Source organism: Caballeronia sp. LjRoot29 (assembly GCF_964252755.1).
Classification (GTDB): Bacteria; Pseudomonadota; Gammaproteobacteria; order Burkholderiales; family Burkholderiaceae; genus Caballeronia.
Genome location: NZ_CAXUPU020000031.1, coordinates 1 through 13203, shown reverse-complemented (window position 1 = coordinate 13203; position 13203 = coordinate 1). Strand labels below are relative to the sequence as shown.

The 13203-nt window shown below is 56.6% G+C and carries 13 protein-coding genes; 7 read left to right on the top strand and 6 right to left on the bottom strand.

Translation table 11 applies throughout. From position 1 onward, the window contains the following. Positions 1–119 precede the first annotated feature (119 nt). Both ACSQ83_RS26990 and ACSQ83_RS26985 read left to right on the top strand, forming a co-directional pair. Positions 120–608, top strand: coding sequence for a cache domain-containing protein (locus ACSQ83_RS26990; RefSeq protein ID WP_436230272.1), 489 nt, complete (start codon positions 120–122; stop codon positions 606–608). 155 nt (positions 609–763) lie between these two features. Then, a complete protein-coding gene (locus tag ACSQ83_RS26985) occupies positions 764–1090 on the top strand; it encodes a hypothetical protein (protein WP_436230271.1) in 327 nt (108 codons plus the stop codon). 236 nt (positions 1091–1326) lie between these two features. Here the strand turns inward: ACSQ83_RS26985 and ACSQ83_RS26980 are convergent, their stop codons facing one another. Next, entirely contained in the window at positions 1327–3609 is a 2283-nt protein-coding gene (locus ACSQ83_RS26980; RefSeq protein WP_436230270.1) for an FdhF/YdeP family oxidoreductase, read from the bottom strand. A gap of 418 nt (positions 3610–4027) precedes the next feature. On the opposite strand from ACSQ83_RS26980, the gene ACSQ83_RS26975 reads away from it, so the two are divergent. From ACSQ83_RS26975 to ACSQ83_RS26955, 5 genes are read left to right on the top strand one after another with little or no spacing between them, the layout of a single operon-like run. Beyond that, on the top strand, positions 4028–5182 hold the full coding sequence (locus ACSQ83_RS26975; protein WP_436230335.1) for a type III polyketide synthase: 1155 nt from the start codon (positions 4028–4030) through the stop codon (positions 5180–5182). A gap of 46 nt (positions 5183–5228) precedes the next feature. After that, complete coding sequence (locus ACSQ83_RS26970) at positions 5229–5957, top strand: class I SAM-dependent methyltransferase (RefSeq protein ID WP_436230269.1); 729 nt, start codon at positions 5229–5231, stop codon at positions 5955–5957. A gap of 7 nt (positions 5958–5964) precedes the next feature. After that, on the top strand, positions 5965–7224 hold the full coding sequence (locus tag ACSQ83_RS26965; RefSeq protein ID WP_436230268.1) for an NAD(P)/FAD-dependent oxidoreductase: 1260 nt from the start codon (positions 5965–5967) through the stop codon (positions 7222–7224). A gap of 52 nt (positions 7225–7276) precedes the next feature. Beyond that, entirely contained in the window at positions 7277–7564 is a 288-nt protein-coding gene (locus ACSQ83_RS26960) for an acyl carrier protein (protein WP_436230267.1), read from the top strand. Beyond that, complete coding sequence (locus tag ACSQ83_RS26955) at positions 7561–8793, top strand: beta-ketoacyl-[acyl-carrier-protein] synthase family protein (protein WP_436230266.1); 1233 nt, start codon at positions 7561–7563, stop codon at positions 8791–8793. Before ACSQ83_RS26960 ends, ACSQ83_RS26955 begins: the two co-directional genes overlap by 4 nt. A 355-nt stretch (positions 8794–9148) precedes the next feature. On the opposite strand, the gene ACSQ83_RS26950 is transcribed toward ACSQ83_RS26955, so the two are convergent. From ACSQ83_RS26950 to ACSQ83_RS26930, 5 genes are all read right to left on the bottom strand, one after another. Continuing rightward, positions 9149–9766 carry a hypothetical protein gene (locus ACSQ83_RS26950; protein ID WP_436230265.1) on the bottom strand — a complete coding sequence of 206 codons (618 nt, stop codon included), beginning with the start codon at positions 9764–9766 and terminating at the stop codon, positions 9149–9151. A gap of 34 nt (positions 9767–9800) precedes the next feature. After that, the gene (locus ACSQ83_RS26945) at positions 9801–10232 is read right to left on the bottom strand and encodes a DUF3597 domain-containing protein (protein ID WP_436230264.1); all 432 of its coding nucleotides are present in this window, start codon (positions 10230–10232) and stop codon (positions 9801–9803) included. Between the two features lie 497 nt (positions 10233–10729). Then, positions 10730–11278, bottom strand: coding sequence for a DUF4142 domain-containing protein (locus ACSQ83_RS26940; protein ID WP_436230263.1), 549 nt, complete (start codon positions 11276–11278; stop codon positions 10730–10732). 270 nt (positions 11279–11548) lie between these two features. Then, the gene (locus tag ACSQ83_RS26935; protein ID WP_436230262.1) at positions 11549–12196 is read right to left on the bottom strand and encodes an RNA polymerase sigma factor; all 648 of its coding nucleotides are present in this window, start codon (positions 12194–12196) and stop codon (positions 11549–11551) included. Positions 12197–12945: 749 nt separating this feature from the next. Beyond that, the coding region (locus ACSQ83_RS26930) for a molybdopterin-dependent oxidoreductase (RefSeq protein ID WP_436230261.1) at positions 12946–13203 on the bottom strand (258 nt) is incomplete at its 5' end.

The following is a 13203-nucleotide window of genomic DNA, read 5'->3' as shown; positions in this document are numbered from 1 at the left end:
TTCGGGGATAGACACGCGATCACGCGCAGAGGCTGCCCAGACCCAGCGCCACCAGTTCAGGCCGGGAAGAGCGACCAATGTACGGAACAGCGCCGCATTCAGCGGCTGGAGATAGCGCTATGAACGGGAAGGCTCTCTTTACCAGCATCTTGCTGCTTGTTGGATTGTTCTGCTCCGCGTCGCCTGCACTTTCTCAGTCATCTCCCCCGACGTCCGAGACAGCAAAACAGACCGAAGCGCTGGTCGACAAAGCCGCGGCGTTGATTGACAGTAAAGGCAAGGCCGCGTTTTCCGAATTCAGAGTGAAAGGCAGCGAGTGGTTCCACGGGGACACCTATCTGTTCGTGTACGATCTGAACACAAATGTCTTGTTGAATCCGGCCTTCCCAGCCCGTGAGGGGACCAACGTCAGCGGTCAGAAAGATACCAACGGCAAGCTGTTTCACGACGTAATGATTCAGACGACTGAAACGAAGGGATCGGGCTGGGTCGACTATATGTTCCAGAGACCCGGGCAGACTCAGCCGTCGCATAAATGGACCTATGTGAAGGCAGTAAAGATCAACGGAGTTCCAGGCCTGGTGGGTTCGGGTTTCTATTCGGAGTAGATTCTGGCTAGCCTCAGTTGACCGCCGCACGGCCGCGAAAGAGCCCGTTTTGGCGCGTGGTCACCTGTCACAGTCGTCGGTTTGTCGATGACATAGCGCGGCGATTGAGGCTCCAGAGTGGCTTACGCCGGTGCGGGAACGAAGGCGGCGCCTTCATGACACGATTTCTTATCGGTTTCGTCCTGGTTCTCGCGTTGGGACCATGCTTGCTGCCATCGGCGGCGGTTGCGCAGACGCCGCTTGTCATCACAATGCTGGCCGAAAAGAAGGTCGCCGAGTTGCCGCCCGGACAACTTTTCTGGCGGATAGAAAGCTTTACGACATGCGGCCAAGCACAAACCGCCGCAGGCACCTGGGCACTGGTCGCCGAATCGGCGGGCAAGGTCTGGCTTTTCACGCTCGGCCCAGCGGGTGGGTCGTCAGTGGGCGGCACGAAGGTGGCCGAGGTTGGCCCCATCCCTCGGGTTATTGCACCGCAGTAGACCCACTACAAAAATATCGACAGCCACCCAACCCGCCGCAATCAGCGAAAGAAATATATGAGCTTTCGCGATGATACTCAGCCAGAACGGAGGCATAGGCGTTCGCTTGATCCGTTACAGAAAAAGAAGCGTTTCATATTTCGCCAAACAGAAGGCGCATGCAACCCTCATCGTCGGGCTGCCTCCTTTGAGGAGGCGCTTCCCAAGGAGCGACCCGGAAGCTCGCCATCATTCGCCTACAAGACCATCCTCACCGGAATCGACTTTGCCGCGGGCACCTTGCTTTCCTTTGCGTAGTGCCAAAGGGGCAATAGTGGATTGCATTCCGGGTAATATCCTCCGACGCACCCGGCCGGCACGTTATAGCGCACTACCTTCAGTCCGGTCACTCGACGTTGTACCCCGTCGCCCGCGACAGTTTCCACAGTCACCTCCTGATCCGGTGACAGGCCTAGGCGGTCGATGTCGTGCTCGTTCATGAAAAGCACCATCCGATTACCGTGGATTCCACGAAAGCGGTCGTCCAGGTTGTAAATGGTGGTGTTGAACTGGCTATCGCTGCGCAAGGTGAATAACCGCAAGGTATCCGCCTCGGAAATGGTCATATCTGGGTCTTCGTCAAGCGACGTGGGAGTCAGGAATTCGGCTTTTCCGCTTTTCGTGTCCCACTTGCGCTCGGCTGCAGGTATTGGCCGATGAAAGCCTCCCGGCGTCCACATGCGCTCATTGAAATCATGGAAAATGGTTGGATACGTTTCTGCGATCGCGTCTCGTACTAACCCATAGTCGTTGGCCCACGCGGTCCAATCGACGGTGCAAGCGTGTCCCAGCGTCGCCTGGGCGATGCCCGCAACAATCCCTTGTTCGGACATAAGCATTTCGCTGGCGGGCTTCGCAACGCCGCGGGAACCATGCATGCACCCCGTGCTGTCTTCCATTGAAACTGCTTGCGCGTGGCCAGCACGTACGTCGATTTCGATCCTGCTTAGACACGGAAGAATGTAAGAGACTGCGCCGTGAATTAAATGGCTGCGGTTGAGCCTGGTCGTCACGTTGACGGTCAACCTAAGGTTGCGCCATGCAGGTTCCATTACGAAGCGGTCCGGCACAGACCGGACAAGATTTCCCCCAAGTTGGAACACCGCGCGCACCTTGCCCGCTAGAATTGCTTCACAGGCTTCCACCGTATTGAGCCCCTTCTCACGCGGCGGCTCAAAACTGTACTGTTGCGCAAGCTTGTCAAGCGGCGCCAACTCGGGTTTTTCGGTGATGCCAACCGTTCGCTGGCCTTGAACGTTCGAGTGGCCGCGCACAGGCGACGGGCCAGCACCGGGCTTTCCAATATTGCCCCGCAGTAGCAGAAGGTTCATCAGCATGCGCACATTCTGGACCCCCATCCTGTGCTGAGTTAGCCCCATGCCATAGTTCGCGATGACTGCATTTGCGCGGCTGTACTCGTTAGCGGCCTCGGTAAGCGCCTCGCGGGAAAGGGCACTCATAGTTTCTATTTCTTCCCAACCGGTGTTCCGCACGAACGCTGCGAACTCGTCAAAGCCAACTGTGTGCTCCTGAATAAAGGCGACATCAAGCAGCCGAGTCAGGCCAGCGGCGACGGCCTGTTCATCCGCTTCCAGCAAGGCCTTACAAATCCCAGCGATCGCGGCGCTATCGCCCCCTACCTTGACTTGATGGTACTGCGTACTGATCTGCGTTGAGCCGGGCGTCAGCATCTCGATAGGCGACTGGGGATTGACGAAGCTGACAAGGCCCGGCTCTCGGATCGGGTTGAAGGTGATGACCGGTACGCCGCGTTTGCGCGCATCCTGTACCGGGTGAAGCATGCGCGGGCTATTTGTACCTACGTTTTGACCGAAGAAGAATATGAGATCGGTTTTCTCGAAATCTTCGAGTGTGACAGTTCCTACGCCCACGCCAATAGCTTGTTTGAGCCCGACGCTGGTGCTCTCGTGGCACATGTTCGAGCTGTCGGGCAGATTATTCGTACCATACATGCGAGCAAACAACTGATACATGTACGAGGTTTCGAGCGATGCCCTTCCCGAGGTGTAGAAAACCGCAGAGTCGGGATCAAGGGCTTTGAGTTCGTTCCCGATCTCGGAGAATGCCTGTTGCCACGACACTTCAACGTACTTGTCGGATTTGGGATCCCATCGGAGAGGGGCCGCGACTCGACCTGCTTCCTCGAGCTCGTGATCGTGCCACTCGTTGAGTTCTGTCACGGTGTGCTGGCTGAAAAAATCTGGGTCGACACGCTTCGCTGTCAGGTCCCACGCGGTCGCTTTTGCACCGCTTTCACAGAACTCGAACGTGTGAGGATCCTTGGGTTTGGCCCACGAGCAACTCACACACATGAACCCGTCCGGTTTATTTTGATGCATGAGTACCCGACTGCCATCGATTGCGACATGCTCCTGAAGAAGAATTCCAGTCACGGCCTTCAGAGACCCCCAACCTCCGGAAGCATTCTTGAATGGGTCGGACGGCTTGTGCGATGTCATGAGCGCCTCCTTGGGTGGTTAGATCGCTCTCGCAAGAGATATTCCTCGTCTGTGCTCCGCGAATTTCCAAGACGTCGGCTCGTCGGAATATGCAATGCCGATTACCCTTTCGGCCGGCGATGTCCGTCGTTAAAGGACCGCAGCTACGTTTTCCAGTTCTCCCGAGACGGCAATTCTTTAGAATTATTTGGTGGCATACCCAAGCAACTGTCGGCACCTCATGAGTGTCCGAGGCGAGCTCCAGGACCGCCCGCGTAAACCCGGGTTCCGGCCGGCTATCCGAATAAGTGGCTCAGCATTTGTGCATTTTTACTCGCACATGGTTGCGCTTGAGCTGCGCACATGGTTGCGCTTGAGCTGATCAGGTCCGTCTTTTGCGCCTACGCCTAGTCACTTATCGGGACTTCGGCGAGGTCAGATCCGCTTTCATGCCAGTAATGGCTATGCATTCACCACGCGAAGCATCACTCAAGATATCAAAGGTTATATGTTCGTTAGAGGAATCGGTACCGCAAGTCCTCCTCAGCGGTACACAAAGGCCGAGTGCCTAGCGGCATTCCAAAACTCGGAGTGGTTTGCTCGCCTCGATGCACGTTCGCACTTCGTTGCCCGCACTGTCTTACAACGCGATAACGGAATCGAGGCGCGACGGCTCGCGCTTGCGTCGCTCGACGACGTTTTTGCTATTGATCCGAACACGCTTTCCAAACGATTTTCCGAGCACGCGCCTCATCTCGCCGCACAGGCAGCTATGCGAGCACTGGATCGTGCAGGCTTGGTATCTGGCGAGATTGACGCAGTCGTAGTTAGCACGTGCACTGGATACATGTGTCCAGGCCTTTCCGGCTATGTCGCTGAGCGAGTGTGCCTGCGCGCTGACGTCCAAGCGTTCGACCTTGTGGGGCAGGGTTGCGCGGCCGCTTTACCTAATCTGCAACTCGGCCAAGCGCTCTTAGGGGCGTCCGCTGCCGGTGCACCTGGCGGTTGCCGGCATGTGCTGTCAATCTGCGTCGAGGTCAGTAGCGCGGCAATGTACCTGGACAATGACCCGGGCGTCATCATAAGCGCTTGCCTTTTTGGCGATGGTGCCGGCGCAGTCGTCCTGTCGCGAGACCCCGACCCCGACATCGCATCGCGTTCCATCGAGTGGATCGACAGTTCGTCGCTGATTGATCCGAGCGAGCGGCAAGCGTTGATGTTCGAGCAACGCGACGGTATGTTGCGAAACGTATTGACCCGACCCGTGCCGCGACTGGCCGCGCATTATGCTCAGCGCGTGCTTGAAGTCGTGCTCAAACGGCAAAATGTAGTATCTCAAGACATTTCCGCCTGGATCATGCATGCGGGGGGGCGTGACGTTTTACTCGCTATCGAGCGCTCCTTGGACCTGCAGCCGCTCGACCTACGGTATAGCGCAGCCATGCTGCGTGAGTATGGAAACATGTCAAGCGCCTTTGTCTATTTCGTGCTCGCAGCGGCCCTCGCTGATAACGCACCGGGTGGATGGTGGTGGCTGTCCTCGTTCGGAGCCGGGTTTAGTTGCCATGGCGCGCTGCTCAAGGTGGGCGAATGATTTATCTCGATTCGTTACCGTTCGCGTTGTCGATCCTGGAGCACCGATGAGTCTTCCACGGAAGGTCTCTGCTGAGACGCCTGATCACCTCAAAGAAGTCGATCCGAGAGCGATGCGTTCGCGCCGAGATTTGCAACGCGTGCATCGGGTAATGGGCACGCGTTCCATTGTCTGCAATGCCCTTAAGCAGCTAGTCCCTCACCTTCCTTCTAGCCGTCTCCGGGTACTTGAACTTGGCGCGGGCGACGGCACGCTGATGCTTAGCGTCGCGAGAGCTTTAGGACCCGCGTGGCCGGAGGTCGATCTAACCCTGCTTGATCGCCAACAATTGGTCGCGTCAAAGACGGTAGAAGCGTACGAGAAGGCTAATTGGAAAGTCGACATAAAAGTCGAGGACGTCACCGATTGGGTCGAAAATAGTGATTGTGCTCGGCACGATCAGGACCCGGAACGATGGGACCTGATCGTCGTCAACCTCTTTCTGCACCACTTCGAAGGAGTGTTCCTGCTTAATTTGCTCAACGCAATTGCGCGGTCTTGCAGCCGGTTTCTCGCTTGTGAGCCGCACCGTTCGTACATCGCGCTAGCAGGCAGCCACTTAATTGGGGCGATTGGTGCGAACGCGGTCACGCGCGAAGACGCAGTGCTAAGTGTACACGCGGGCTTTCGGGACGCCGAGATCACAAAACTTTGGGTGCAAACAGGGCATCGTTGGAGCATGAGTGAATATTCCGCAGGGTTCTTTAGCCATTGCTTTTCTGCCCATCGATTGTAGGTTGATCATGGAAAATAACTTCGATGTACTTATCATCGGTGCCGGTCCCGCCGGATCATCGGCCGCGATCCTATTGGCGAGTGCGGGCTGGTCTGTCGCGCTGATCGAAAAGCAAACGTTCCCGCGTCGCAAGGTATGTGGTGAGTGCATTGCAGCAAGCAACCTGCCGCTTCTCAGCGCGCTGGGAGTAGCGTCAGAGTTCGAACGCCTCGCCGGACCGGCGTTGCGCAAGGTTGCCTTCATGCGGGGCGCTCACACTGCGGTCACCGAGCTGCCGCCAGCCACCCGCAGCGGCTTTGCATGGGGTCGTGCGCTTGGCCGCGAGACGCTCGACACGCTTTTAATTGGAAAAGCTCGCGCGGTCGGCGTGCAAATCTTTCAACCGTGGTCCTTGAACAGCGTTCGAGGCGGTCCAGGTGCATGGCGCTGCGAATTGAAAGCCTTGGGATCAAAAGCAAGAGCAACGCTTTGTGCTCCCATCGCGATCGACGCGCACGGTTCTTGGGCGGCCTTGCCTGGAAGTCGTGACGAAGGAAGACGCGTACACCGTGCCAATGACTTGCTAGCATTCAAAGCTAATTTCGCGGACGCATCGTTAGAGGACGGCTTGCTGCCTGTATTGTCGTTTGACGGCGGATACGGAGGCATGGTTGTGGCCGACGGCCGCGTCATGACGTTGGCCTGTTGCGTGCGTCGCGATCGTTTAGAAGCGCTGCGACACACAGCGCCGGGAATGAGTGCTGGCGAAGCGGTTGAGGCCATGCTTATACGAGAGTGCGCGGGAGTTCGCAAAACGCTTTCAACGGCTACGCGCCCCGAAGCCTGGATCGCCGCCGGTCCACTGCATCCCGGTATTCGTGTTCACAACGATGACGGATTTTTCCGGATAGGCAATGCTGCGGGGGAGGCGCACCCGATCATTGGTGAGGGCATGAGCATGGCGTTGCAATCGGCGTGGCTCTTATGCGCGGAGTTGCTCGGCGCACAACGCGAAGAGCGAGGTCACATAGCGGGTGACGCGGCGTGGCAACATTCAGCGAGACGCCGCTACGCACGACAATGGCATCAGCGATTCGGTCCGCGCATGCGCCTCGCTTCCCTGTTCGCTCACGCGAGTATGCGCGCGCCAACTGCCGATGCATTGCTTATGCTCGTCAAAGTGTGGCCTGGCCTGCTGCCATTGGGTGCAAGATGGAGCGGTAAGACCCGTTGCGCGGTCGATGCAGCGACCATCGCCTCGCTAACCACTTTGCGAAGCACCGTATGATTGCGATATTCGACCGACAGACGACAAGCAAAAGAAGGCTAACCATACCGCTATGACCACGACCTTTGAATGGCTTCGCGCAACGCTGGCTGAGGACTACAGCCTCGAGCCGGCAGCGCTGACACCTGATGCTTCACTCGAAACGCTCGGCCTTGACTCATTGGCAGTGGCAGAGTTGCTGTTTGCCGTTGAAGACAAATTCAAGATAACCGTGTCGGCAGAACCGCCGCCTCTAAAAACTTTAAAGGATGTCTTTCAGTTTATCGATGCGCAGATTGCTGTTCAGCACGGAGACTTGACCGCGACCGACAAGTTGCCCTCGGCGTCTTCGTCGCTATGAGAAGAGTAGCTATTACTGGCGTAGGTGCGATCTGTCCGCTAGGCACCTCTGCGCCAAAAGTGTTCGAAAACGCACGAAAAGGCGTTTCCGGCATTCATCGTCTGGACGTTCCATTTGCGGGGCGGCTTGTATCGCCCATAGCGGGATCGGCGAAGTTAAATGGTGCGGATCACTTCGCTCCCCCCAAACTACGGATGCTTGACCGCGTGAGCCAGTTCGCGCTCGTGGCGGCCAAAGAAGCGGTTGCTGACGCGCGGTGGGAATCGGATTCCAACGATCTTTCGCGTAGCGGAGTATTCGTCGGGACCGGGATGGGAGGCACACACACTATAGATGATGGTTATCAAATTCTCTATGGTGAGGAGTCCGACCGCATCAAACCATTTACCGTTTTGATGGGCATGTACAACGCGCCTGCGGCGTGGATCAGCATTGAATACGGGCTACGTGGCCCGTGCCTGACTTATTCGACTGCATGCGCCTCGTCTGCCGTGGCAATTGGGGAAGGGTGGTCGCGGGTTGCGCGCGGAGAGCTCGACTTCGCGATCGCCGGCGGCACAGAGGCGCCATTATCATGCGGCTCGCTCAAAGCGTGGGAGGCGCTTCACACCATCGCGACTATCGACGGCAAGGACCCTGCCGCGTCGTGCAAGCCATTTTCCGAGAATCGCAGCGGTATGGTGCTCGCCGAAGGCGCAGCGATGGTGATCCTCGAACCTTGGGAATTCGCGGTGTCACGTGGAGCTCCGATATACGGCGAGGTGATTGGTTACGGCCTCGCAACCGATATTGGCCATATCACACGACCAAGTGTGGAGGGACAAGCAGCTGCCATGCGCAACGCACTCTTCGTCGCTCAAATCGACAGGTCTGAAGTTGACGCGATCAACGCTCACGGTACCGGGACTTCTGCGAACGATTCAACTGAAACAGCAGCAATAAAAGAGGTTTTCGGCGAACGTGCCTATCGTATTCCGGTCAGCGCGACGAAGTCCGTTCACGGACATCTGCTGGGCGCGGCTGGAGCGCTTGAGTGTGTTTTGTCGTTGCTCGCGATGCGGCAAGACACCTTGCTGCCCACTATGCACTTGAAAAACACTGACCCAGCATGCGATCTGGACTATGTGCCGAATGCACCGCGAGAACGCCGGTCGACGAAAGTTATGCTGTCGAATTCATTCGCTTTCGGTGGAACCAATGCTGTATTGGTCTTAAAACGCCCCGACTAACTAAAATGTTCGGAGCCGACCAATTGGGGCTTGCGAATAATGCCGTGTGCGAATGGCCAATACTGGTCGGCCACCACCTATCACTGATCGCTGGTCGACAGGGGGCGGCGTCAACTATCGCCGCTAGCACGCGCCGGTCGGCGGCAAAATCCTGAAGGCGTATCGCGTCGACCCTGGTGGCTTAAACGATTCCCAGGGCTATAGAACGGCCGTTGCTGCGCACGCGATCATTGTGTGATCGGATACCCTTGATGGTGTCGGGTCAGCTATTCGTCATGGCCGCGATCGACGGAAGCGCGTTTCAACGCGCGAGTTGACCCGGTTCAAGTGACTTAGCGGTCGACAATCTCCACATTCAACCCGCATCGCCGGCACTCACCATGGTCTGAACACCGCTCAGATGCGTCGAAAGATACGCGAGCAGTGCGGCAACATCGCCAAACTCTAAAAAGCCGGGCGTGGTTTCGTCGCCGAAAAGAAGCGCGCCGTTGAGCCTGTCGGAAATGGCGAGGCCATCGAAGGTCGCGACGGGAATATAGTGGCCGCTCTCGATTTCAAAAAGGTTTGCGTTCACTGCGGCATCGCGAATGCGCATTAAGAACTGGACTTCGGGCGTCTTCAATGCGCCCATCCCATGTTGTTCGAAAAATACCGCGACCGCAAGGATGGCATTAGCACAGGCAGTTCGGAGTACGCTCGATGATCCCTCAGGAAAATCAAGAAACCTTTCCCATAGGAGTCGAACAGGAACCAGTTCGTGCTTCAGCGTCACGCCCGCTTCAATGTGCGAGCTGGCGCGGCTCGCTGCACGCCTTCTTTGCAGGTAGCGCTCGCCTGCAGTGAGGTCGGGCAGCGCGCGCCCCTTGCCGTCCCAGTCTGCTAGCAAGGTTGCGAATGTTGTCAAGGCGATCAGTTGCTGTTCAATCAAAACGACGCCGGCATTGCATGCGTTGTTTCCCGCTTTCGAAGTCATCGTGCGTCACCTTGTTTGGGTTCTCTAGGGTCGTTCAAGTTTTCAAACTGGTTGGAACCTCGCCGCCATTTCGCGCAAGCCGCTTCAATATTTCTTTATGGAGCCAGACGTCCACGAGGTCGGAGTCGTCTTGGTTTTCTGGATAGGCCAATTCTGCGGCTAGTAACTTTCTGACTTCAAGGCTGCTGTCGAGATTAAGGAGCTTCAGAAGGTCAACAATTGAAGTCCGCCAGTCCAAAGGATCGGTGCGGGCCGACTGCCGCGTGTCAAGAATCGCCGCAATGTCTACCGTCGGCAAGGGCGTGACCGGAGGTTGTGACGCTGCGGCGGTATCGTTCAGATTGGTCGGTGGCGCGATCGAAGGACCGGGTGGAGCGGTCGCCGGGGCAATTGTTGCGCCAGATAACGTATTGGCAGGATGATCGGGCGGGAAAATCTTGTCGATGATGCTCGCGAGAACGCTCATGTGCTTGCCCCCAGTGTTGACGCTTCGACGGCCGTTGCATCCCGGATTACAACGGGGATGCAACACTTGTTCCCGGCCCACGCGAAGATGTCAGCCTCGTCCATTTCGCGAAGGCGCACCGTGATGTTTGGCGGCCGTGTGGCAGACCGCGTCGATGTTTCCCGCTACTCGATGCCGGCGGCCTGATCGCAGGCCAGCTACTTTGGGACAAGGACCAAAGGAGTTCGGGGAGATCGTGATTACGGCGGCCAGACAACATACTATCTGAAGATGCTATTCATCATTTCCATCGCAGCCTCCAGTTGAGAAAGCTCTAGCAACAATCGCGCAAGTCCCAATCTTCCCCGATCGGATAAGCTTGTTCCCTTCGCCGGCGCACTACGCACAGCCGGACTTTCGCACCTTGAAACGTAGCAAATCCGGAGGCGACGACCAGGAAGGATCGGTAGAAGCTTCGTTGGCCTCGGCGGATGTCCATGCATCCCGTCGAACCTCAATCATCTGATCGCTTTATCCGTGCCGTGAAGGGCGCCAATATGGCGTTCAACGATACGCACTGTCTCGGAGGCAAACGCGCGCAAATCGGGGCTGTCGCCGGTTTTGGCTTCTTTAGCGAAGGCCGCGCCATCCATCGCGTGGATTCGCACCATCTCAGTCAGATAGGCTTTGTCGAATGCATCGCCGGACAGCGTGCGGAGGCGATCGACACGACTTTGGAAGTCGCTGTTCAGTTTTGAAGGCAAATCGACCCCGTTAGCCGACGTGATTGATTTGAGTTTTTCACCGACAAGTTCATGGTCATGGACTTCGGTCGTCGCCTGATCCTTGAGATCCTGCGCCTTTGCCTTGTCTTCTGCCACTTTGCTCGCTTCCACTTCAAACATCCCACCCTGCCCAACCTTGGCTACGAATGCTTGATCATTGGCCGACAGCGTCGTTGCTGCGATCGCGCTCGTGGTTGAGCAAGCGGCGACGGCACACGCCGACAGAGCAACACGCAACACCCAGCGATGTAGCGCCAAGAGATAACTCGCCCGGTAGTTCATTGAAGCCTCCTTGATCTGTAAGGGACGCACAAGCCTAGCCATGTTCAACAGGGCGCGGCAGGATAGAGTGATCGCATTTCGATTTCATTGAAAATTCCGATCCTCGCCGCGTCGTGTCGCTTGATGATCGATCGCAACGCAATGGCAAAATCTTAAGCCGAACGACCGGGATAGTTCAGGAAGCCGCTTGAGAACCGGCCGGAAATTTCTCAATCGACGAGAACGGCCTCTCCCATAAGACTATTTACCTTCCGGACTTCAATCATGTCGCTATGCCATTGGTGAGATGCTTGAAGGTTTGTTTTTTTGCAGACAGGGTGTCGAAGTCGCAGTTCCATCCAAAACCTGCAGGCTGATCTTAAGCGCTTCGGTCCCACGGCGTATCCACGCCTTTACAGTACCGAGTGGCGCGTTCATTTGCTCTGCTACCTCCCGATGGGTCAAGTCGTAAAAGTAAGCGAGCTCCAATGCGCGCCGTTGGTTTACATCAAGACGGTTCATGCAGATGGACAGATGCCGGGCATTCTCATCTGAGACCGCCATTTCATAGGGATCAGGCGTTTCAGTCGCCAATAGATCGTCAAGCATGTCGCTCCATTCGATCTCCGGGCCCGCAAGGGCTTTTCGTCGTCTCAGGTAATCGAACGCGCGGTTTCTAACGATGACTGCCATCCATACCATGGGCGCCGAAACGCTGTTGTTGTATCCCGAAGCGAACCTCCAGACATTCACAAAGGCGTCTTGCAATACCTCCTCCGCGAACTCCCTTCGCCTCAGTATGCGTAGCGCTACGGCATACAGGTTCGCCGCGGTAAGCTCATAAAGCACGCTTATCGCGGCGATGTCGCGATCCGCAATGCGTTCGATAAGTTGCGCAAGCACGGCAACAGTCGGATCACCGGTGGACCTGGTCGTCATTGGGTAGCTCGCTTGAGAAGACAGCGATGCTGCCCGGTGAACGTCGCGATTTGTCCCCTAAAGGCAGCAATGGCTGTGCCCGCGGCTCGTCAGGTCCTTAGTCGGCTATCGTGGATCCAAGCACACGTGAATTTGCATCGAGATCTGCTGAGACTCCAACGTCGGTCTGACCGGGCGAGCTACCGCCATGGGCAGCCAGCGCGAACTTACTTGCAATCGGTAAGACATGGCGTGTCCAGGACCATAGGCTCTTGAGTAGGCGAGTGTACATGTGGTTCACTTGCGAGCCAATGCGACCGACGGAGGGGCCTCAATTGCTCCTGCGGATCAGACGCCTGCAATAATCTTGGGTCTAGCAAGTCAAATTGTTAAGCATCGCGCGCACTATTAATTCGATGCAAACTCCAGAACCGTCTCCACGTGAAAACACTACCGAACTCTTGCGGCGGCGATCGCTTCATTGCTCGCGACATCGCAATGGTCCGCGAATTAAAAATCCGAGGGGTGACTCATTGGAGATGCACTGAGTCGCATTCCGTCTTGAGGATGTGGTTATCTTCGTTCAATCCGATTCCGCCTCTTTATGCGACGCGCACCCGCTGATCCAAGCTCTTGACGACGAGCACGGCGCACGAAAGTGCTGCACGCAATCGTCCGCACGGAACTGGCGGCATACGACGCTGTTACAAGAATCGGTATGGCGTCGACAGGCGAATCGCAGCGTGTTGTCCGACGACGCATTTGTACCGTTACGAACCTCCGAACCAGTTGTAACTCTGGTCGACCCAGTGGCCACCAGGAAAAGTGTTGGTGACGAAGATCTCCATGATGTGCTTCGGGTTCTTGTAGCCGAGTTTGGTTGGCATTCTGAGCTTCATCGGATAACCGTACTTAGTTGGCAATTGCTGGCCGTCGTAAGTAAAGGTGAGGAGAGTTTGTGGATGCAACGCGGTCGGCATGTCGATGCTTTCGTAGTAGTCGTCCGCGCATTTGAAGCCAACGTATTT

Bases quoted from the DNA above. Each gene is read 5' to 3' on its own strand.
- ACSQ83_RS26950 (WP_436230265.1), bottom strand. From the start codon at position 9,766: ATGACTTCGAAAGCGGGAAACAACGCATGCAATGCCGGCGTCGTTTTG.
- ACSQ83_RS26990 (WP_436230272.1), top strand. From the start codon at position 120: ATGAACGGGAAGGCTCTCTTTACCAGCATCTTGCTGCTTGTTGGATTG.
- ACSQ83_RS26935 (WP_436230262.1), bottom strand. From the start codon at position 12,196: ATGACGACCAGGTCCACCGGTGATCCGACTGTTGCCGTGCTTGCGCAA.
- ACSQ83_RS26940 (WP_436230263.1), bottom strand. From the start codon at position 11,278: ATGAACTACCGGGCGAGTTATCTCTTGGCGCTACATCGCTGGGTGTTG.
- ACSQ83_RS26960 (WP_436230267.1), top strand. From the start codon at position 7,277: ATGACCACGACCTTTGAATGGCTTCGCGCAACGCTGGCTGAGGACTAC.
- ACSQ83_RS26970 (WP_436230269.1), top strand. From the start codon at position 5,229: ATGAGTCTTCCACGGAAGGTCTCTGCTGAGACGCCTGATCACCTCAAA.
- ACSQ83_RS26955 (WP_436230266.1), top strand. From the start codon at position 7,561: ATGAGAAGAGTAGCTATTACTGGCGTAGGTGCGATCTGTCCGCTAGGC.
- ACSQ83_RS26980 (WP_436230270.1), bottom strand. From the start codon at position 3,609: ATGACATCGCACAAGCCGTCCGACCCATTCAAGAATGCTTCCGGAGGT.
- ACSQ83_RS26945 (WP_436230264.1), bottom strand. From the start codon at position 10,232: ATGAGCGTTCTCGCGAGCATCATCGACAAGATTTTCCCGCCCGATCAT.
- ACSQ83_RS26965 (WP_436230268.1), top strand. From the start codon at position 5,965: ATGGAAAATAACTTCGATGTACTTATCATCGGTGCCGGTCCCGCCGGA.
- ACSQ83_RS26985 (WP_436230271.1), top strand. From the start codon at position 764: ATGACACGATTTCTTATCGGTTTCGTCCTGGTTCTCGCGTTGGGACCA.